Raw genomic sequence first — 17,601 nt, 5'->3', positions numbered from 1 at the left:
TGGAGGGGGCGTGCCCCAAATCGCAACCTACCCCGCCGGGTAGCCCTCATGCCCGGCATTCGCCCAATGAAACCCGGTATAGGTCAGCATCGTCGAAAAACTCTCCGACCGCACCTGATGCCACCAGCCGATCGGGATGAACAACAGGTCGCCCGGCGTCAGCACCACCTCATAACGCAACACGTCCCGCGCCTGCGGATAGAGTGTGAGCCGCGCTTCATCGGTCACGTCGCGCACGTCGCTGAACACATGGCTCTTATGCGCCAGCCGCTTCGTCTGTGACGGCGGGATCAGGATGACCCGCTTGATCCCCGTCACCTGCGCCAGCAGATTGTTGGTCAGGTCGAAATGCAACGGGGTGAAGGCGCCCGCGCCGCCGATCCACAACATGCCCGGCGCGCGCGTCAGATAGGCGTCGATAGGCCCCAGATCGGCCTGCAACGGCGCCAGCGCCGGTACATTGGTCGCGCTGTTCGACGCGGTCAGATAGGCATCATTGCCGCCCGCCCGCACGGCCGCGATAAACTGGCGGAAGGGCGCCCGCTTGCGATGCTTCTCCTTCTTCAGTTCATAATCCTGCGCCCCGGCGCGGCCGCCCTGATATTCGATCACCGCGTCGCCGATCGTTTCGGCCAGATAATCGGGCGTCCAGCGCGTCAGCGCCGGCCAGTCCGCCATCATCCCCTTGATCAGCACCGGCCGCCCGGCGGCATAGAAGCTGTGCAGGAAATCCTCGCCCGACAGCTGCTCGGCCGTCAGCAGGCCCGACGCATAGGGCGACAAGGCCCGCTGCCGCTCCTGCACATCGAGCAACCAGTCCCGCCGCTTCAGCGCCAGCGCATCTTCAGCATTTTGCGGCTTGGGCGCTGGCACGGCCACGCGCGGCGCAGCGGTAAAGTCGATCTGCCGCAAGGCCATCTGCATCGCCATGTCGGCAGCCTGGGCGGGGAGGGAAGGCGGGCGCTTGCTCATGCCGCCCGCCAAAGTGATTTCAAGTCAGATGGAACATCTGACGGCTCGGAAATCACGACAAACAAAAAATAATAGGGCATGCGCCGATCCTCATCGGCACATGCCCTATCGTGCGATCATGACAGCGATGTTGCAGAAGATGACAATGGGATGACGTGAAGGTGCCGGCCAATTCGTTCGGGCAAAGGGTCGTGAAGCGTTCTGCCTCCGCGCGAATTTAAGTTCCGGTTGGCGCCTATGCAGGTCACTCCGCCGCCACAGGCGCTCGCACCAAAGCGGCCATGCCGGGAACGCTCGTTGGTCGATATCCTGCGTCCTTCCTTAAATCGATGGCAAATCGAGAAGGCTATGCAACTGCGCCAGAGCCATGGATCGTCAAAGTGACGGACGTGTCGTGACGCTGGCATTGAGCGTCTTCAAGCCCATGGGAACGCCATCAATGAAATTCAGCAATAATGGCTTCCCGTCATGGATGAAAATGTATGTCGCATAACGCTGGCCACCTTGCTGGGAAACGCTCTCTTTTTTTGCGTGAAGCATTTTGACGATGCGATCACGGACTGCATTTCCGTCGATGGGATTGGCGATCAGAACGCAGAAGTTTATTTTCTCTCCTTCAAATTCTCGGGAGCCGACAGACAAAAGGGCTCCGACCTGCCCAGACTTGAATTTCCACGCCTTCCATTGGCCACCATCGTCTTGGGGGGCAATCATCTTCAACTGGTTTTTGTCGGTTATCAGCTTCCATTTTTGCACCTTTGCAGCAGCTTCAACGCGGGCAAATTCGGAGAAGTTTTGGACGCAGCTACCCATAAACGTCTGGATAAAATTGTTTTCGGATGCTTCGGAGGTGCTGGGGGATGAAGTCGGTGCGCTTGTCGATGGCTCAAAACCAGTATTATCATCTCGATGCGCAACTGGGTCGGTTTGGTTTTGGCAGCCCACCAGCAACATCGCCGTGACAAGTCCAATCCACAGTGTCATCTTGTTCATGAAGTTCTTTTCTCGTTTATTGTCCCATTTTGTACGCTATATGTTGCCATTTCGGTGTTGGCGACAGTTCTCTCAATTTTTCGAATTCTGAGTAATAAGTTACGAATTTGAAGTGAAGTAGACTCTTGCAAGGACAGTCACGGCAGACGAAGCTGCATAATGCAGGGGGGCTATTCCGCCGCCCCCGCTCAGTCGTGCGAAGGGCAGCTATCTTCAAGTCTCCGCTCAGAACTAGACGGCCCCCAATCGGCCATTCCAACCCATTCGCATCCACCGCCCCACCCTAAGCCGGCTCCACAACCTCCACCTTCTTCCCCTGCGAGCGCCCCAGCAGCACCCCGCCCAGCGCCAGCGCAAAGCCGACCAGTTGCACCGGCCCCAGCCGCTCGCCGAACAATAGCCACGCCTCGATCGCGGCGAGCGGCGGCACCAGCAGCAACAGCATCGACATGCGCGTCGCGCCCTGATGCCGCACCAGCCAGACCAGCAGGGAGAGGCCCGCCGCCGACAGGCCCAGCACCGACCAGCCAAGCCCGATCCACAATATCGGCGCCCCGTCCCAGCGATAGTCCCCGGCCAGCAGCGTCGCGGCGATCGCCACCAGCGCGCCACCGGCATTCTGCACCGCGCCCGACACCGCGATGCCATCCCCCGCGATCGCGCCGCGCTGGATCAGCGTGCCACCGGCCATGCCCAGCACCGCGAGCATCCCCGCGACCGCCGGCAACAGGGTGACGCTGCCCGCGCCGCTCCGCTCCAGCGCCGGCATCAGCACGCATCCCACGCCGAATATCGCGATGGCCAGGCCGCCCCAGGCCCGCCCTTGCAACCGGTCGCCCAGCAACAGCACGCTCGCCACCGCCACCATCAGCGGTTGCAGCGATCCCAGCAGCGACATGATCCCGGCCGGCATCCCGTTATTCACCGCCCACCAGCTCAGCGTCAGATAAAAGCCATGCAGCATCGCCCCAGCCATCAGATGCAGCCCCAGCCGCTTGCCCCGCGGCCAGCTCTGCCGCGCATAGAGTGCAGCCCCGGCCAGCAGCATTGCCGTCGCCGTCAACCGCAGCGCCAGGATCAGTTCCGGCGCGCCATGCGGCACCATCGCCCGCGCGACGATGAAGCCGGTGGACCAGATCAGGATGAAGAGGATGGGGGCGATGACAGCAAACATGCCGCTGCCTTTGGCGCAAGGGCACGGTCCTGTCGAGGCGGCGGAAGGGAGAAGGGCGGCTGCGCTTCAGGGCGGGCCTATCCTATTCGCGTTAGTCTGGGCGGCGTGAGCAAATTCGGCATGGCGGAAAGCGAGCAGTTGAGGAAACTCCGGTTGCTCCGTTACGTTGAGGAAATGATACTGCATCCCGAAGTTGCCCGGCTCTCTCAAACGCTCGAAGCGATGGTGGCGTTGCTTAAACAGCACGGCAACGAGGGATGGGCGGAGCAGATTGAACGGTGTAGATCGAACATCGCACGATCCGACTTCCACGGCATTGAGCGGCTTCTCCGTCTTTACGGCGGAATGGGGTCACTGAACGATGTGGTCCTGCAAGCCGGTAGGTCCGCTCCTGTAGAAGCCAATGGTCGGTTTGACGCACTTCGGAGCAGCGCTTGGGAGCAGGCGCAAGCATTAGCGAGGGGTCAGTCTAGCGTGAACGGCAACTAATCAACCCCTGACCGCAATTCGGCAGACCGATTCGCCGTTGATGGTCGCCACGAGCGGCCTGTCTGGTTTCGGGTCAGAGAGCGGACCGGGTGAAATCGACCATTTTTTGCCAATCAAACCGACAATTCCGTTTCCGGATTGCAGACGCTGGATCGGTGGGCCATCGTATTGCCTATGGAACACGATGAAGTGCATGATCCTCGTTCTTTTGCGCAGTATGTGGCGCAACTTCGAGATGAACTCGACGACCCATCCCGGCAATCGAGTTGGCAGAATGCCGATCTGCGAGGGTTTCTGACCGCTATGTCTGCTTGGGCAACTGATTGGGATAGACCGGCGGACGAAAATCCTTGGCGGCACGCTGCTGGCGTTTTAGCGGCCGCATCAGTTTACGAATAGAAACTGTTCGGATGACAGAATATACTTATCTGCGAGTTCGCTGGCTTCACTCTTTGCCCGATGAGCCAATAGACCTTTGGAGCGAACTCAACGCCGACCGAGAAGAAACCCGCAAGATTGAAATTTGGCGTGACGGACGAGTAGGTTATGCCTCCTATGAGAGCGAAGTAGGGGGAACCCGGCTTGGAGAAGGCCCGCTTCCAGCGGTGGCCGAGATCGCATTAGACCCAGAATTTCAACCGCAAGAAATCTCTGCCGATGACTTTAATCGGTGCTGGCAGAACAGCGTCCGCTAGTCGTCATCTTCGTCCAAAAAGCAGACCGTCTCTTTCCCACCCACATTCGCCATCTGCCGACGCCTTAATACCACGCCGCTTGCGACTTTCGCTTGCTGACATCTCGACAGCCTGCTCTGGCTATCGCTCGAAGCGAGCCAGTCAGGTCAAGCAGAGTCGCTCCATGCCGCCATGCCGACAGATCGCTCAGTAAGCGTCCGCGTCCCCCTATCGCAACGCCGCCCCACTCAGCGCAGGGGGATTGAGCGCCATCATCGCGGCCTCGATCATCTGCCGGTGCGCGTCGCTGCCGCGGGCCACGTCGGGCCAGGGCTGGCCGGTCCTGGCGCCATGGCTCTCATGCCAGATCTTGCCGGCGACCAGTTCAATCTCTTCGGCGGTGGGCTGATGTTGTTCCGCCAGACACCGCACTAAAAGCTCATGAAAAAGCTTCCCGGAATTCGCGCGAATTCGGTTCATGGACATCCTCTCCCGGCGTCGATGTTTCTCGACTGCCGTAACGGAATCTGCCCGATTCGCGGGCAATCGTCAATATTCCGAGCGATGAAGAAAATCCGGGCAATATCAATCCCATGGTGAAGATATTATCCTGAATTAACCGTTCTTCTTGCGGAAACATTTGTCTGCGTAAAAGAAATGAACGAAATTAGCCTGCGAGCTTCTGGCCCATCTGTCCGTTTTAGCGGTAAATTCCTGAACCCTGTCCTACATATTGCCTGCCCGCCATGATGCAGGCGGTTCCATGCTCTCACCCGGCTTTCCGATAGGATCGGGCTCATGCAACAAAATGTCGAAACTCACGGGAAATATGCGAAGTTAAGCGCGAGAAATCCTATTCCCGCCCGGCCCGTATCGCCGCGCCACCGGCAAAGGGCGTGATCGCCACCAGCAGCAATGACGCCGCGCCCAGAAACTTCAGCGCCGCCCCGCTGCCATCGCCCAGCGTGCCCGCGCCGAATATCAGCAGCGGCACCGCCAGCGGCAGCGCCAGCAATCCCGCCAGCGCCCCGCTCGACCGCAATCCCGCCGTCAGCGTCGCCACCAACAGCCCCAGCGCCGCCAGTGCGGGCGTCCCGATCAGCAACCCGATTTCCAGCTTCACGATCGTCGCGCAGTCCAGCTTCAGAAGCGCAGCAGCGGGCAGGGTGGCGATCATCAGCGGCGGGCCGAAGCCCAGCCAATGGGCGATCAGCCGGGCGATCACCATCATCTCCTCGCCAATGCCGCGCAGCGCGATCTGGTCCAGCACGCCCGCATCCCGGTCCGGGGCGACCAGCCGGTCGACCGGCAACAGGCTGGCCAGCAAGGCCGCGATCCACAGCATCCCCCCGCCGGTCCGCCGCAGCAAAGCCGCATCCGGCCCGACCGCAAAAGGATAGAGGCTGGCGACCAGCAGCAGGAAGGCGACTGGCAGCCACAGCCCGGCCGACGCCCAGGCCTGACGCAGGTCGCGCGCCGCCAGCAGCCACAGCAGCCTCATGCCATTTCCGCCTGATAATCGGCCTGATAGTCGGACAGGGCCAGCGTCACCGGCGCCGCGATCGGCAGCGGCTGGTGCGAGGCCGCGACCATGATCCCGCCCCGCGCCAGATGATCCGCCACCGCCCGGCCGAGCAGATCCAGCGATGCCACGTCCAGCCCGTTGCCCGGCTCATCCAGCAGCCAGAGGCCTGCGCCGCTGGCGATCACCCGCGCCAGCATCGCTCGCTTGCGCTGTCCCGTCGACAACATCCGCACCGGCACGTCGGCCAGCGGGGCCAGCGCCATCGCTTCCAGCGCATCCGCCACCGCCGCCCGGTCGGCCCGGTCCAGCTTCGCCCAGAAATCCAGCGCCTTCGCCAGCGGCAGGTCCATGTCCAGCGCCAGCCGCTCGTCGGTCATGGCGATGCCGCCGCTCTTTTCGATCGTCCCGGCAAAGGCCGGCAGCAGCCCGGCGATGACCCGCAACAGGCTGGACTTGCCCACGCCATTGGGACCGGTCAGCAACGCCCCGTCGCCCGGCGCCAGCGTCAGCGTCACCCCCCGGAACAGCATCCGCCCGCCGCGCAGACAGGCGACATCGGTCAGGCGCAATGCGGCGCCGGTCATAATGTGACCATGTCCTCCAGCACATGCATGTCGATGTCGGACAGGCCGAAATGATGGCCGATCTCATGCACCACGACATGGGTGATCAGCGCATCGAGCGGCACGCCCGTTTCCACCCATTCGTCCAGCAGCGGCCGCCGGAACAGATGCACGCTGGGCGGCATGTCCCCGGTCTGCGCCTCCTGCCCGACGGACCGGCCGCTATAGAGGCCCGTCAGTTCGAACGGATCGGTCAGATCCATCTCTTTCAGGATATCGGCGGAGGCAAATTCCTCCACGAACAGCACGACCCCTTCCAGATGCTCGGTAAAGGGCGCGGGCAGGCGGTTGAGCGCGGCCAGCGCCAGCGTCTCTATTTCCTGCGGCGTGGGAGCGAAGCGGGGTGGTTGACCGTTGAACGACATGCTTCCCATATAGCGGAAGCTGAACATCGGGAAAGCGACATGATTAGCAGATTGACGGATGAAGAACGCGCCCTCGCGCTGGCGGAGCTGCCGCACTGGACGCCGGTGGACGAACCGGAGGGGATCAGTCGTCGTTTCACCTTTACCGATTTCAACGCCGCCTTCGGCTTCATGACGCGCGTGGCGATCATGGCGGAAAAGGCGGATCATCATCCCGAATGGTCGAATGTCTATAACCGGGTGGACATCGTCCTCACCACCCATGACGCAGGCGGCCTGTCCCAGCGCGATATCGATCTGGCAAAGGCGATCGACGCGCTGACGGGGTGAGATTGTGGGATTTGATTACTGCCGTCACCCTGGGGTCCCGCTTTCCTGGTTAGCGCTTGAGGAGAAGCGGGATGCCGGGCCAGGCCGGGCATGACGAAGATTGAAATCGCGCAGGGGGGCGGCATGTTTACCTATTATCTGATTTCTCCCGGCGAGCGGCCGTACTTCGCTTCGGTCGCCTATCATCTGTGGGGAAGAGAATGCGACTTCGATTCCGATGGCAATGACGACGAAGCGTTGGCGGGAGGCTGGACTGAGCTGACTGTTGCCCTCCGTCCGGATTGCGAAGAGCGCGTCGATGTCGATCCACTCGATCAGCATGAGCCTCTGGTTCTGGTCATCCGTTCAGAACGGGACCATTTGGCGCAGGCAACGGCTTCGTTCTTGCAAGCCTACTGTGGCGGAACCTTTGCTGACAACCCGCCACGATAACGGGCACATAACGGTTCAAACGGGCTGATTTACCGAGCCCGGCGAGCCTCAATAGGTCGCCATGCTTTCGATCCGGTCGTCATAGGTCCGGAGCGCAGCGATCACCGACGGGTCATTGGCATAGCGCCGTCGCAGCATCGCCAGCCGGGCGTCGGTGCCGGTGCACAGTTCCGCGACACTTTCGGCGATATAGGCGCGCCGTTCCGCGTCATAGGGTAACTCGCCCCGGAAATGGTCGCACCCGTCGCGATCGACCATGAAGGCGGTCACTTCCTGCGGGAACGGGTCTGCGGCCAGCCCGTCGTCGGACGGCGGCAGGTCCAGCGCATTGCGCGGCGCCGGTTGGGCGCGCACCGTCACGGTCGGGGAAGGCCGTGTCGGTTCGGCGATAGTGTCGGGCAGCGGCGCGATCGCTTTGGGCTGGGCGGCGACGGCGGCCATGACCGGCGGCGATGCGGCGCCATTATCGGCCTGGGCACTGTCATCGGACGACGAACGACAGCCGGCCGTAAAGGCCAGCATCAGCATCACCGGAACCAGCACCACACGCCCGCTCACCCGATTTCCTCCCGCAAGCTGGCGATAAGTTCGGCTACATGATGCAGCCGCGACTCTTCCTCGTCGAGGATCGCCAGAAACGCCGCCCGCCTATAGTCGGCCAGCATGTCGGGCGAAAGACGGCTTGCCACGGGCACACTCATATTCACGATGTCCAGAAGCCGCTCGACCCCGTGCAGCCGCCCCCACAGATAGTCATTCTCGCGATAGACCCTGCTAAAGAAGGCGCCGAAATTGTTGAATTCTATGCCTTTGAGCGTGGCCGCCGCGCCGCCGCTACGGATGGCGGTGCAATCCTCGGGCGAAATCCGGTCGACCTTCACCGGATCATATTCATCCAGACTGTCACTTTGGAGCAACGGTAATGTGGCGATATCGGTGAAGGGAAAACCCAGATAGGCGAGCAGCATCGTCCGTCGCCCGGCCTTGGGCAGGCCCGCAAAGGCCTCCGCCAGCATCAGGTCCGCCGCCTCGTCCCGCGCCTTCAGACCGCGCGCCTGCGCCACTGCCTCCAGCGCTGCGCCGGCATCGGTCGGCACCGTCTTGGCCGCGGCCACCACATCGGCCCCATGAAAATCGCTGTCCTCGCATTCGGCATAGAGGCTGAGCGCGCCATAGATGGCGTCGTGCATCGCCTGCACCGCCGGATCGTCCGCCTCGTTCTCCATCTCCAGCGTGTCCGCCAGCCGCCGCGCCAGATAGCGCAGGCGCCGCACGCGAAAGGCCAGGTCGTGCGCGCGGAAGAAGGCGACCGGGGCGGAGGCCGATCCGCCTTCCTCGCTTAGCTGGTCCGCGCCGTTGCTGCGGATGTCGGCCCAGATCGCCTGTCGATAGGCTTCCCGCATCATCGCGCTTTCCTCGCCCGACAGGCGGAACAGCAGGGTGCTCAGCGATTCGACGATGCCGGACAATTTCATATGGCCATAGGCCGGATAGGCGAAACCGGCCGCGCTCGCGGCGCGTTGCTGCGCCTTGGCGCGCCAGGCGGACAGGCGCGCCGGATTGGGCCGGTCGAGGAACAGCATCCGCCCGACCGCGCTTTCCACCTCCGCCTCGATCCCCGGTCGCAGCGCATCCCATATCCGCCGCATCCGCCGGATGCGCGTCGAATGCCGGTCGATCGCTTCCAGATTGTCGCGGATCGGCTGCTCGCGCGGAATGTCGCTTAGCGCGCCGAAGATGGTGCGGAAGAAGCCGGGCAGGGGGGCGTCCTCCCCGGTCGGCGCGTCCACCTGCTCGCCCTCCCGATTAAGGCGGATGGAGCGATGCCCCGGCTTGGGATCGATATAGACGAAGCGCCGGTCCACCTCCCGCCGCGACGGCCGGTTGCGCAGCGCGCCGATCGCCTGCGCGAAGGGCGCATTGGCCAGCACCGATCCGTCGATCAGCACCGCATCCTCGGCCGTTCCGCGCGCGGCATGGCGGGGCAGGGCGCGCGCCAGAAAGGCGTCCCGCGTCGGCCAGCCGCGATGGCGGCGCTTCAACACCCGATCCAGTTCGCGCACGGTGAAGGGCGGAAACGCGCCGGGGAAGCTCGCCGTCGCCCTCGCCGCGAAAGTCAGCTCGGCCGCATCGGCAAATAGCCGGTCCCCGCGCCCCCGCGCCCGGAACCCGATCGACAGCCGATGCTCCGTCTCGATCACCTGCGCCGGGCTGTTGAGATTGAGGCTCTGGGGATGCCCCTCGAAATCGGTGACGGTCACGAACAGGTCGAGCGGATGCCCGTCGGGCAGCAGCGGCGGCCCTTTTTCCGCCGCCGCCATCGCATCGAACGCATCGAGCAACATGGTGGAGAAAACCTCTCCGCCAAAGGGCGGCTCGAACCAGCGGGAGCGGATGAAGCGGGACAATTTCATCCGCACTTCCTCCCGCGTGTCCGGCGCGACGGTGCGCTCCACCGCATCGCCCGGCCGTCGCGCTGCCATCCATACCAGAGGCGTCGCCCAGAATTTGGTCATCGCCCGCGCCGGCCGCGCGTCTGGGTCCAGCAGCCGGTCGACATCGGCATTATCCAGCCACATGGCGGTCAGCGGCTCCAGCGATTGTCCTGTCTCGATCGCCTGCGCCAGGAATATGCCGTTGATCCCGCCCGCGCTCGCCCCGGCGATGATGTCCGGCATCACGCGCAGCCGGATGCCGCTCTGCGCCTCCATCGCTTCCAGCATCTGCCGATAGATGGCTTCGCTGCTGTCGCTCTGCGGGGCATGGTCATGAAAGGCCCGGCTCGCCCGCGCCAGCCGCCAGATTTCCTTGGTGATGCCGTGCATGTAGACGGCCAGACTGATCCCGCCATAGCAGACCAAAGCCAGCCGCAGTTCCCGCTCCTTCATGGCGTAAACCTCGCAGAGGGCGGGACAATTGTCGATAGCTCTGGGGCTTGGAAATACTTTCCCAATCCCGCTCGCGCTGAGCCTGTCGAAGCCTGTCCTGAGCGACGCCGCAGGCGGCGTCGAAGGGGGCCGTACTTCTTTAGAAACGGAGTGGGTGTCGACATTCGATTGAGACAAGCGATTCGATCGAACAGCCCGAACGGGGAAAGGGGAATGAACGAAACTTCAACCAACAGCAAAATCCGCCCAGATCGGCAGATGGTCGGACGCCTTGCGGGCCGCCGCGCTCTCATGCACGCCGCAATTTTTCAGCGTCAGCTTCCCGCAATGCATGATTCGGTCGAGCCGCGCCACAGGCCGCCGCGCATGAAAGCTGCGCCCGCATGGCGCGAAACTATAATGGCGCGCGAAATCGGCCAGGCACCCGCGCCCGGCACTCCATTCGTTGAGGTCGCCCATCAGCACCGTGGGCATCTCCGCCCCCTGCGCCGCCGCATGGATCACCGCCGCCGCCTGCCGTCGTCGCCACAGGCCAGACAGGTCCAGATGCATGCCGAACACGCGCAGCGTCGCGCCCTTCACCATCACCTCCGCCATGGTCGCCCCGCGCGGTTCCAGATAGGGCAGGTGCAGCACGTCATGCCGGGCGACCTCCGCCGCCTTGCGCACCAGCAGGGCGTTGCCGTGCCAGCCCATGCTATCCATCTGCACATTCAGCGGCACCGGCCGGTATCCGCTCTGATTGTCCATCAACAGCGGCGGGATGGCGGCGGACCGCACGCCAAAGCGCCGGTCGGCCTCCTGGAGCGCCACGATATCCGCATCCACCTCGTTCAGCACCTCCAGCACCCGTTCGGGCATCCGCCGCCGGTCAGTGCCTATGGCCTTGCGGATATTATAGCTCGCGACGCGGATCGTTTTCATGCCGTATCAATGCGCCAGCGCGGCGGAGGTTTCCAGCCACCGCATCGATGTTCTTGCAATGTTCGCGCCTGCTAGGCATATCTGCACCATGGCCAAGGCAAAACGCAAATTCGTCTGTCAGCAATGCGGCACCGTCGCCAGCCGGTGGCAGGGCCAGTGCGAGGATTGCGGCGAGTGGAACAGCATCGTCGAGGAAGCGGCGGAGACGGTCTTCTCTTCCCGGCATGACCTGCAAAATGGCGGACGCGCCATCACGCTGGTCGGCCTCGACAGCGATGTCGAATTGCCGCCCCGCACCAGCACCGGCATCGCCGAATTTGATCGCGCACTGGGCGGCGGCATCGTCCATGGCTCCGCGACCCTGATCGGCGGCGATCCGGGCATCGGCAAGTCTACGCTCCTCTTGCAAGCCGCCGCGCGCATCGCTTCGCGCGGGCTGTCCGTGGCCTATATCAGTGGCGAGGAAGCCGCCGATCAGGTGCGCCTGCGCGCCCAGCGTCTCGGCCTCGGCAACGCCCCGGTCCAACTCGCCAGCGCCACCTCGGTCCGCGATATCCTCACGACGCTGGGGGAGGGGCCGCCGCCCGCGCTGCTCGTGATCGATTCGATCCAGACGATGCACAGCGACCTGATCGAAGGGGCGCCCGGCACCGTCAGCCAGGTCCGCGCCTCTAGCCAGGAACTCATCAAATTCGCCAAGCAGCGCGGCACCGCTCTGATCCTGGTCGGCCATGTGACCAAGGATGGCAGCATCGCCGGCCCGCGCGTGCTGGAACATATGGTCGACACCGTGCTGGCCTTCGAGGGCGAGCGCAGCCACCAATATCGCATCCTGCGCGCAGTCAAGAACCGCTTTGGCGGCACGGATGAGATCGGCGTCTTCGCCATGGTTGCCGAAGGGCTGGAAGAGGTCGCCAACCCATCCGCTTTGTTCCTCACCAACCGCGACGAGACGGTGACAGGCGCGACTGTCTTCCCGGCGTTGGAAGGAACGCGGCCGGTGCTGGTCGAAATACAGGCGTTGGTCGTGCGCCTTTCCAGCGGCGCCACACCCCGACGCGCGGTGGTCGGCTGGGACAGTGGACGCCTCGCGATGATCCTCGCCGTGCTGGAGGCGCGCTGCGGCCTCAGTTTCTCGACCTGCGAAGTCTATCTCAACGTCGCGGGCGGCTATCGCCTGACCGATCCGGCCGCTGATCTGGCCGTCGCCGCCGCGCTCATCTCCGCCATGGCGGAACGGCCGGTGCCGGTCGATATCGTCCTGTTCGGCGAAATCGCGCTGTCGAGCGAAATCCGCCCCGTCTCCCATTCTCCCCTGCGCCTGCGCGAAGCGGCCAAGCTGGGCTTCACCCGCGCCTATATCCCGGCCTCGGCGGCGGACGGGGTAAAGGGAATCGCGGTCAGCGGCTTCCGCACCCTCGCCCAACTGGTTGACCAGATGCTGGGACGCGGATAGCGACGGCGGGAAATCTCCAGCTTGTTCCCCGGCGAAGGCCGGGGTCCAGTTGAGAGCGTAGGACTGGACCTTGATGGGAGTCACGTGCCTCCCATCAACTGCGCCGGGGAACAGCGTCAGGAAATACAGGCCCGCCAATGAACGCCATCGACATTCTTGTCCTGCTCGCCATCGGCGGTTGCGCCGTGCTGGGCCTCATGCGCGGTTTCGTGCTCGAAACGCTCTCGCTTATCGCCTGGATATTGGCGATCTTCGCCATCCGCCTGTTCCACGCCTCCGCCGCCGAACTGCTTAGCGCCTTTGTCGGCAACAGCAGTGGGGCTGCGATGCTGGCGCTGGTTCTCGTCTTCGGCGTCACCTTCGGCGTGGGGAAACTGATCGCCCACGCCATCGGCCGCCGCACCCGCCAGTCTATCCTCGGCCCCGTCGACCGGGTGCTGGGCGCGGGCTTCGGCGCGGTGAAGGGCCTGATCGGCGCGACCATCCTCTTCCTCGCCTTCAGTCTCGTCTACGACACTTTCTACGGCAGCGGCGCCCGCCGCCCCGACTGGCTATCGGATGCGCGCACCTATCCACTGCTCAACGCCAGCGGTCAGGCGATCAGCGAATTTCTGGCGGAGCAGCGTGCGAAGAAACCGGCGGCGGAGGATCAGTGAAATCCGTTCGGGCTGAGCGAAGTCGAAGCCCATCATCGAGCGGAGCGAAATGCCTTCGACTTCGCTCAGGGCGAACGGTTTCAGAGCCACCCCTTCTCCCGATAGGCAGCCACCGTTTCCTTCAGCCCATCCTCGGTCTTCACCTGCGGCAACCACAGGCGCTTGGGCGGCTGCATCCGCTTGGCGACGACCCAGTCGGGATGGCAGAAATAATCGACCCGGTCCGGGGTCAGCTTGGCCTTCTTGCCGCGCACCATCCGGTCGATCCGCGCCGCGACGGTCAGCAGCCATTCCGGCGTCGCCACTGTCCTGACCGGCCGCCCGACCGCACGCCCGATCGCCGCGCCGAAATCCTTATGATCCCAGCCGCCCGGCGTGCCGTCATCCACCTCATAGGTGCGGGTCAGGCTGTTCTCGCGCTCCTGCGCCAGCGCCAGCAGCAAGCGGGCCAGATCACTCACATGGATCGCCGATAGTCGCCCGCCCGGCGGCAGCATCATGATGCCGCGCTTGGCCATGCGGAACAGTTCCAGCATTTCCTTGTCGCCCGGCCCGTAAATGGCCGGTGGCCGGACGATGGTCCAGTCCAGCCCGCTCGACTTCACATATTTCTCGGCCAGTTCCTTGGACCAGCCATAGTCGGACAGACCCGGCTCCCGCGCCGCCAGCGACGACACATGCACCAGCCTTTTGATGCCCCGCCGCCGCATCGCATCGATCACCGCCACGGTGCCGCGCGCATTGCCGGCTTCAAATCCTTCGCGATCCGGCGCATTCACCACGCCCGCAATATGCACCACCGCGTCGGCATCACGCACCAGCACGTCGAGCGCCGCCGCATCCTCCAGCGATCCGGGCACCCATTTCAGCCGGGCTTGTGGTGGCTGGGCGCGCCGGGTCAGCGCATTGATGCGCAGCCCGTCCCCCAGCGCCTGCTCCAGCACCTCGGCGCCGACGAAACCCGTCGCGCCGGTCATGGCGATACGAAAGGGCGCCATGCTCAGACCATCGCCATATGGTCGCGATGGACCAGTACCGATCGCGGCATTTCGCCCAGCAGCGCGGCGATTTCCTCGCTCCGCCGCCCGGCGATCTTCGCGGCGGCTTCGCTGTCATATTCGATCAGCCCGCGCGCGATCACCCGACCGTCCTGCGCCACGATATCGACTACATCGCCACGATCGAACAGGCCTTCGACGCTGGCGACCCCGGCAGGCAGCAGGCTGTTGCCCTTGCCCAGCGCCTTTTCCGCGCCCGCATCCACGATCAGCCGCCCGCGCGTCGTCAGCCGCCCGGCCAGCCAGCCCTTGCGCGCACCCTTGCCCTGCGCGGCCAGAAAGATGGAGCCTTTGCCGCCATCGGCCCAATGCGCCAGCGGCGAATCCACCTTGCCCGAAATGATGGCGAGGTGCGCGCCGGCGCCGGTGGCGATGCGCGCCGCCTGAATCTTCGACACCATGCCACCCGATCCCATGCCCGACGCAGAGCCGCCGTCGGCCATCGCCGCGATGCGCGCGTCGATCGTTTCGATTGTCTCAATCAGCATCGCGCTGGCATCGACGTGCGGGTTGGCGGTGTAAAGCCCGTCGACATCGGAAAGCAGCGCAACCGCGTCAGCCCGTGCCGCCTGTCCGATACGCGCCGCCAGTCGGTCATTGTCGCCGAACCGGATTTCGCTCGTCGCCACACTGTCATTCTCGTTGATGACCGGCACGACATCCAGCGCCATCAGCCGCTCCAGCGTGGCCGAGGCATTCAGGTAGCGCCGTCGGTTCTCCAGATCGTCCAGCGTCACCAGCATCTGCGCGGCGGTAATGCCCTTTTCGGCGAGCAGGCTGGCCCAGCATTGCGACAGCGCAATCTGCCCGGTGGCCGCCGCCGCCTGCGCATCTTCCAATGACCCGCGCCCGCCCTTGGGCAGCTTCAGCCGCCGCGCGCCCAGCGCGATCGCGCCCGACGACACGATGATGACCTGCTGCCCCGCCGCCTTGCGCTCGGCCACATCGGCAACCAGCGTGCGCAACCAGTCCACCCGCACTTCCCCAGCCGGATCGACCAGCAGAGCCGACCCGATCTTGATGACCAGACGGCGGACGAGGGCAGGGGGGAAACCGGAGAGGGAAGAGGTCATTCGACGGTCCAAATAAGCCCCTCCCCTTCAGAGGAGGGGGTGGGGGCGGGCAACAGGCGCAGTTTCGTGGGGGCAGGCCCCACCCCCGTCCCCTCCCCTGAAGGGGAGGGGTGAAGACATTAAATCGGCGACCAGCCGGCTTCGTCTTCCGCGCCGCCGTCGCTCTCGTCATCGCGTGCGTCGTCGTCCATCATCAGCAGCACCGCGTCGAGCAGCGCGCTCACGCCTTCGCCGGTCGCGCCGGAAATGATGAACACATCCTCCACGCCGGCTTCCTCGCGCAGCTGGTCGGCAATGTCTTCCATCAATTCCGAGCCCAGCAGGTCGCCCTTGTTGAGCACCACGATCTGCGGCTTTTCGTCCAGCCCCTCGCCATAAGCCGCCAGTTCTTCGGTCACGATATGGAACGCCTCGACCGGATCGTCCGTGGTCGCGTCGATCAGGTGCAGCAAGGCGCGGCACCGCTCGATATGCCCCAGGAACCGATCGCCGATCCCGACGCCTTCGGCTGCGCCCGCGATCAGGCCGGGAATGTCGGCCAGCACGAACTCCCGGTCGCGATGCAACACCACGCCCAGCTGCGGCTTCGTGGTGGTAAAGGCATAGGCGCCGACCTTTGCCTTGGTATTCGTCACCTGATTGATCAGCGTGGACTTGCCCGCATTGGGCATCCCAACCAGACCGACATCGGCCAGCAGCTTCAGCCGCAGCCACACCCACATTTCCTGGCCCGGCCAGCCCGTGCCATGCTGGCGCGGGGCGCGGTTGGTGCTGGTCTTGTACGACATGTTGCCCCGGCCGCCGTCGCCGCCGCGCAGGAAGGTGACGCGCTGGCCAACTTCGGTGAAGTCGGCGAGCAGGTCCTGATCTTCATACTCAGGATAGCCGTCCTCGTCCTCGCTGCCTTCGATCGGCTTGGGATCGGACAATATCTGGGTGCCGACCGGCACCTTGATGATCAGGTCCCTGCCACCGGCGCCATAGCGGTTCTTGCCCATGCCCGGCGTGCCGCGCTGCGCCTTGAAATGCTGGGTATAGCGGAAATCGATCAGGGTATTGAGGCCCTGAACCGCTTCGAAGATGATGTCGCCGCCCTTGCCGCCATTGCCGCCGTCGGGGCCGCCATATTCCTCGTATTTTTCACGACGGAAACTGACCGCGCCGGGGCCGCCCCAGCCGGATTTGATGTAGATTTTAGCTTGATCGAGAAAATGCATGGCGCGCCCATAGAGCATTCTGGAGGCGACTGAAACAGCCGCCGATTCGCAGAATGCGGTAAACAAGAAACAACAGGGCGATGCCGGGATCGCCCATCCTGCCCGCGCCCATAGCGCCTAAACGCAGAAAATTAAACCTTGCCCTTCGCCGCGATCGCCGCAGCCTCCTGCATCAGTGCGAAAGTCAGGCTGCGCGTCGCGATTTCGCGTGCTTTTTCGCGGGGCAGGGCAAGCGCGGCCGCCATCGCGCCGCCCAGTTGCGAATCACCCAGCGCCAGCAGCACCAGCATCAGCGTATTCTCCCGGATCAGCTCGGCGAGGTTGGCGTTGAGCGCGCTCGCCGCCAGCTTGTCGACCAGCCGATGGATCGCCTCCACCACAGGATCGAGCGCATCCTCATTGCCCGACGCCAGCATCCAGCTTGCCAGCGCGCCCGCGCCCTCCCGGTCGAAGGCGTCGAACGTCATGTCGACGATGATGCGCGGGCTGACTTCGCCGCGCCGCGCGGCATCCACCGCCTCGCCGATCTTGGCGGTGATCGTCTCGCCCAGATGCGCCGCCAGCGCCTTTTGCAATCCCGCCGCCGACCCGAAATGATGAAGCAGATTGGCATGCGTGCGCCCGACCCGCCCGGCCACCGCTTTCAGCGTCACCGCCTGCGGTCCCGCCTCGATCAGCAGGTCGCGGGCGGCCTCCACGGCGACGAGGCGGCTTTCATCCGGGCTGAGGCGGGCGCGTTTAATTGACATGGA

21 protein-coding genes are annotated in these 17,601 nt (G+C 64.2%); 6 read left to right on the top strand and 15 right to left on the bottom strand.

Annotated features, from left to right (window positions below; all coding sequences use genetic code 11):
- Positions 1–27 precede the first annotated feature (27 nt).
- From BMX92_RS00520 to BMX92_RS00510, 3 genes are all read right to left on the bottom strand, one after another.
- Positions 28–972: a cupin-like domain-containing protein gene (locus tag BMX92_RS00520; protein WP_093010415.1), complete on the bottom strand. Its 945-nt coding sequence runs from the start codon at positions 970–972 to the stop codon at positions 28–30.
- Between the two features lie 375 nt (positions 973–1,347).
- Positions 1,348–1,965: a hypothetical protein gene (locus BMX92_RS00515; RefSeq protein ID WP_143066695.1), complete on the bottom strand. Its 618-nt coding sequence runs from the start codon at positions 1,963–1,965 to the stop codon at positions 1,348–1,350.
- Between the two features lie 283 nt (positions 1,966–2,248).
- Positions 2,249–3,139 carry a DMT family transporter gene (locus BMX92_RS00510; protein WP_093010411.1) on the bottom strand — a complete coding sequence of 297 codons (891 nt, stop codon included), beginning with the start codon at positions 3,137–3,139 and terminating at the stop codon, positions 2,249–2,251.
- Positions 3,140–3,244: 105 nt separating this feature from the next.
- On the opposite strand from BMX92_RS00510, the gene BMX92_RS00505 reads away from it, so the two are divergent.
- A complete protein-coding gene (locus BMX92_RS00505; RefSeq protein ID WP_143066694.1) occupies positions 3,245–3,628 on the top strand; it encodes a DUF6966 domain-containing protein in 384 nt (127 codons plus the stop codon).
- Here BMX92_RS00505 and BMX92_RS00500 read toward each other — a convergent pair whose 3' ends face one another.
- Positions 3,629–3,823, bottom strand: a complete 195-nt coding sequence (locus BMX92_RS00500; RefSeq protein ID WP_143066693.1) for a hypothetical protein — start codon at positions 3,821–3,823, stop codon at positions 3,629–3,631. It abuts the gene before it with no gap.
- A gap of 215 nt (positions 3,824–4,038) precedes the next feature.
- Here BMX92_RS00500 and BMX92_RS00495 point away from each other — a divergent pair, with 215 nt between their 5' ends.
- Complete coding sequence (locus BMX92_RS00495) at positions 4,039–4,323, top strand: DUF6881 domain-containing protein (protein ID WP_093010405.1); 285 nt, start codon at positions 4,039–4,041, stop codon at positions 4,321–4,323.
- A 207-nt stretch (positions 4,324–4,530) separates the two neighbouring features.
- Here BMX92_RS00495 and BMX92_RS00490 read toward each other — a convergent pair whose 3' ends face one another.
- The 4 genes from BMX92_RS00490 to BMX92_RS00475 all read right to left on the bottom strand — a co-directional run bounded on the left by BMX92_RS00490 (position 4,531) and on the right by BMX92_RS00475 (position 6,815).
- Positions 4,531–4,782, bottom strand: coding sequence for a hypothetical protein (locus tag BMX92_RS00490; protein ID WP_093010403.1), 252 nt, complete (start codon positions 4,780–4,782; stop codon positions 4,531–4,533).
- A gap of 373 nt (positions 4,783–5,155) precedes the next feature.
- A complete protein-coding gene (locus BMX92_RS00485; RefSeq protein ID WP_093010401.1) occupies positions 5,156–5,803 on the bottom strand; it encodes a heme exporter protein CcmB in 648 nt (215 codons plus the stop codon).
- Positions 5,800–6,411 carry a heme ABC exporter ATP-binding protein CcmA gene (ccmA, locus tag BMX92_RS00480; RefSeq protein ID WP_093010399.1) on the bottom strand — a complete coding sequence of 204 codons (612 nt, stop codon included), beginning with the start codon at positions 6,409–6,411 and terminating at the stop codon, positions 5,800–5,802. Before ccmA ends, BMX92_RS00485 begins: the two co-directional genes overlap by 4 nt.
- Complete coding sequence (locus BMX92_RS00475; protein WP_093011230.1) at positions 6,408–6,815, bottom strand: metallopeptidase family protein; 408 nt, start codon at positions 6,813–6,815, stop codon at positions 6,408–6,410. The genes ccmA and BMX92_RS00475 overlap by 4 nt, the downstream gene beginning before the upstream one ends.
- Positions 6,816–6,854: 39 nt before the next feature.
- On the opposite strand from BMX92_RS00475, the gene BMX92_RS00470 reads away from it, so the two are divergent.
- Both BMX92_RS00470 and BMX92_RS00465 read left to right on the top strand, forming a co-directional pair.
- Entirely contained in the window at positions 6,855–7,145 is a 291-nt protein-coding gene (locus BMX92_RS00470; RefSeq protein ID WP_093010397.1) for a 4a-hydroxytetrahydrobiopterin dehydratase, read from the top strand.
- Positions 7,146–7,235: 90 nt separating this feature from the next.
- Positions 7,236–7,577, top strand: coding sequence for a hypothetical protein (locus tag BMX92_RS00465; RefSeq protein WP_093010395.1), 342 nt, complete (start codon positions 7,236–7,238; stop codon positions 7,575–7,577).
- 48 nt (positions 7,578–7,625) lie between these two features.
- On the opposite strand, the gene BMX92_RS00460 is transcribed toward BMX92_RS00465, so the two are convergent.
- From BMX92_RS00460 to BMX92_RS00450, 3 genes are all read right to left on the bottom strand, one after another.
- Positions 7,626–8,135 carry a hypothetical protein gene (locus tag BMX92_RS00460; protein ID WP_256213226.1) on the bottom strand — a complete coding sequence of 170 codons (510 nt, stop codon included), beginning with the start codon at positions 8,133–8,135 and terminating at the stop codon, positions 7,626–7,628.
- A complete protein-coding gene (locus BMX92_RS00455) occupies positions 8,132–10,465 on the bottom strand; it encodes a patatin-like protein (protein WP_093010393.1) in 2,334 nt (777 codons plus the stop codon). The genes BMX92_RS00460 and BMX92_RS00455 overlap by 4 nt, the downstream gene beginning before the upstream one ends.
- Positions 10,466–10,690: 225 nt before the next feature.
- Positions 10,691–11,389: an endonuclease/exonuclease/phosphatase family protein gene (locus tag BMX92_RS00450; RefSeq protein WP_093010391.1), complete on the bottom strand. Its 699-nt coding sequence runs from the start codon at positions 11,387–11,389 to the stop codon at positions 10,691–10,693.
- Positions 11,390–11,477: 88 nt separating this feature from the next.
- On the opposite strand from BMX92_RS00450, the gene radA reads away from it, so the two are divergent.
- Together radA and BMX92_RS00440 are read left to right on the top strand one after the other, a co-directional pair.
- Positions 11,478–12,845 (top strand): DNA repair protein RadA, encoded by a 1,368-nt coding sequence (gene radA / locus BMX92_RS00445; RefSeq protein WP_093011224.1) that lies wholly within the window; start codon positions 11,478–11,480, stop codon positions 12,843–12,845.
- A 137-nt stretch (positions 12,846–12,982) separates the two neighbouring features.
- A complete protein-coding gene (locus tag BMX92_RS00440) occupies positions 12,983–13,501 on the top strand; it encodes a CvpA family protein (protein ID WP_093010389.1) in 519 nt (172 codons plus the stop codon).
- 80 nt (positions 13,502–13,581) lie between these two features.
- Here BMX92_RS00440 and BMX92_RS00435 read toward each other — a convergent pair whose 3' ends face one another.
- The 4 genes from BMX92_RS00435 to BMX92_RS00420 all read right to left on the bottom strand — a co-directional run bounded on the left by BMX92_RS00435 (position 13,582) and on the right by BMX92_RS00420 (position 17,598).
- A complete protein-coding gene (locus BMX92_RS00435; RefSeq protein ID WP_093011221.1) occupies positions 13,582–14,478 on the bottom strand; it encodes an NAD-dependent epimerase/dehydratase family protein in 897 nt (298 codons plus the stop codon).
- A 23-nt stretch (positions 14,479–14,501) separates the two neighbouring features.
- A complete protein-coding gene (gene proB / locus BMX92_RS00430) occupies positions 14,502–15,632 on the bottom strand; it encodes a glutamate 5-kinase (protein WP_093010387.1) in 1,131 nt (376 codons plus the stop codon).
- Between the two features lie 119 nt (positions 15,633–15,751).
- Positions 15,752–16,849: a GTPase ObgE gene (gene obgE / locus BMX92_RS00425; RefSeq protein WP_093011217.1), complete on the bottom strand. Its 1,098-nt coding sequence runs from the start codon at positions 16,847–16,849 to the stop codon at positions 15,752–15,754.
- Between the two features lie 131 nt (positions 16,850–16,980).
- Positions 16,981–17,598, bottom strand: coding sequence for a TetR/AcrR family transcriptional regulator (locus BMX92_RS00420; RefSeq protein WP_093010385.1), 618 nt, complete (start codon positions 17,596–17,598; stop codon positions 16,981–16,983).
- Between the last annotated feature and the right edge of the window lie 3 nt (positions 17,599–17,601).

Origin of the sequence: Sphingobium sp. YR768 (genome assembly GCF_900111125.1) — a bacterium.
Classification (GTDB): domain Bacteria; phylum Pseudomonadota; class Alphaproteobacteria; order Sphingomonadales; family Sphingomonadaceae; genus Sphingobium.
The sequence above is the reverse complement of the archived record's forward strand: the minus strand, read 5'-3'. Positions and strand labels throughout refer to the sequence as shown.

Excerpts from the sequence above, each read along its gene's own strand:
- BMX92_RS00485 (WP_093010401.1), bottom strand. The coding sequence starts at position 5,803 with ATGAGGCTGCTGTGGCTGCTGGCGGCGCGCGACCTGCGTCAGGCCTGG.
- proB (WP_093010387.1), bottom strand. The coding sequence starts at position 15,632 with ATGACCTCTTCCCTCTCCGGTTTCCCCCCTGCCCTCGTCCGCCGTCTG.
- ccmA (WP_093010399.1), bottom strand. The coding sequence starts at position 6,411 with ATGACCGGCGCCGCATTGCGCCTGACCGATGTCGCCTGTCTGCGCGGC.
- BMX92_RS00475 (WP_093011230.1), bottom strand. The coding sequence starts at position 6,815 with ATGTCGTTCAACGGTCAACCACCCCGCTTCGCTCCCACGCCGCAGGAA.
- BMX92_RS00470 (WP_093010397.1), top strand. The coding sequence starts at position 6,855 with ATGATTAGCAGATTGACGGATGAAGAACGCGCCCTCGCGCTGGCGGAG.
- BMX92_RS00435 (WP_093011221.1), bottom strand. The coding sequence starts at position 14,478 with ATGACCGGCGCGACGGGTTTCGTCGGCGCCGAGGTGCTGGAGCAGGCG.
- BMX92_RS00490 (WP_093010403.1), bottom strand. The coding sequence starts at position 4,782 with ATGAACCGAATTCGCGCGAATTCCGGGAAGCTTTTTCATGAGCTTTTA.
- BMX92_RS00465 (WP_093010395.1), top strand. The coding sequence starts at position 7,236 with ATGACGAAGATTGAAATCGCGCAGGGGGGCGGCATGTTTACCTATTAT.
- BMX92_RS00520 (WP_093010415.1), bottom strand. The coding sequence starts at position 972 with ATGAGCAAGCGCCCGCCTTCCCTCCCCGCCCAGGCTGCCGACATGGCG.
- radA (WP_093011224.1), top strand. The coding sequence starts at position 11,478 with ATGGCCAAGGCAAAACGCAAATTCGTCTGTCAGCAATGCGGCACCGTC.
- BMX92_RS00440 (WP_093010389.1), top strand. The coding sequence starts at position 12,983 with ATGAACGCCATCGACATTCTTGTCCTGCTCGCCATCGGCGGTTGCGCC.
- obgE (WP_093011217.1), bottom strand. The coding sequence starts at position 16,849 with ATGCATTTTCTCGATCAAGCTAAAATCTACATCAAATCCGGCTGGGGC.
- BMX92_RS00510 (WP_093010411.1), bottom strand. The coding sequence starts at position 3,139 with ATGTTTGCTGTCATCGCCCCCATCCTCTTCATCCTGATCTGGTCCACC.
- BMX92_RS00495 (WP_093010405.1), top strand. The coding sequence starts at position 4,039 with ATGACAGAATATACTTATCTGCGAGTTCGCTGGCTTCACTCTTTGCCC.
- BMX92_RS00455 (WP_093010393.1), bottom strand. The coding sequence starts at position 10,465 with ATGAAGGAGCGGGAACTGCGGCTGGCTTTGGTCTGCTATGGCGGGATC.
- BMX92_RS00450 (WP_093010391.1), bottom strand. The coding sequence starts at position 11,389 with ATGAAAACGATCCGCGTCGCGAGCTATAATATCCGCAAGGCCATAGGC.
- BMX92_RS00420 (WP_093010385.1), bottom strand. The coding sequence starts at position 17,598 with ATGTCAATTAAACGCGCCCGCCTCAGCCCGGATGAAAGCCGCCTCGTC.
- BMX92_RS00500 (WP_143066693.1), bottom strand. The coding sequence starts at position 3,823 with ATGCACTTCATCGTGTTCCATAGGCAATACGATGGCCCACCGATCCAG.
- BMX92_RS00515 (WP_143066695.1), bottom strand. The coding sequence starts at position 1,965 with ATGAACAAGATGACACTGTGGATTGGACTTGTCACGGCGATGTTGCTG.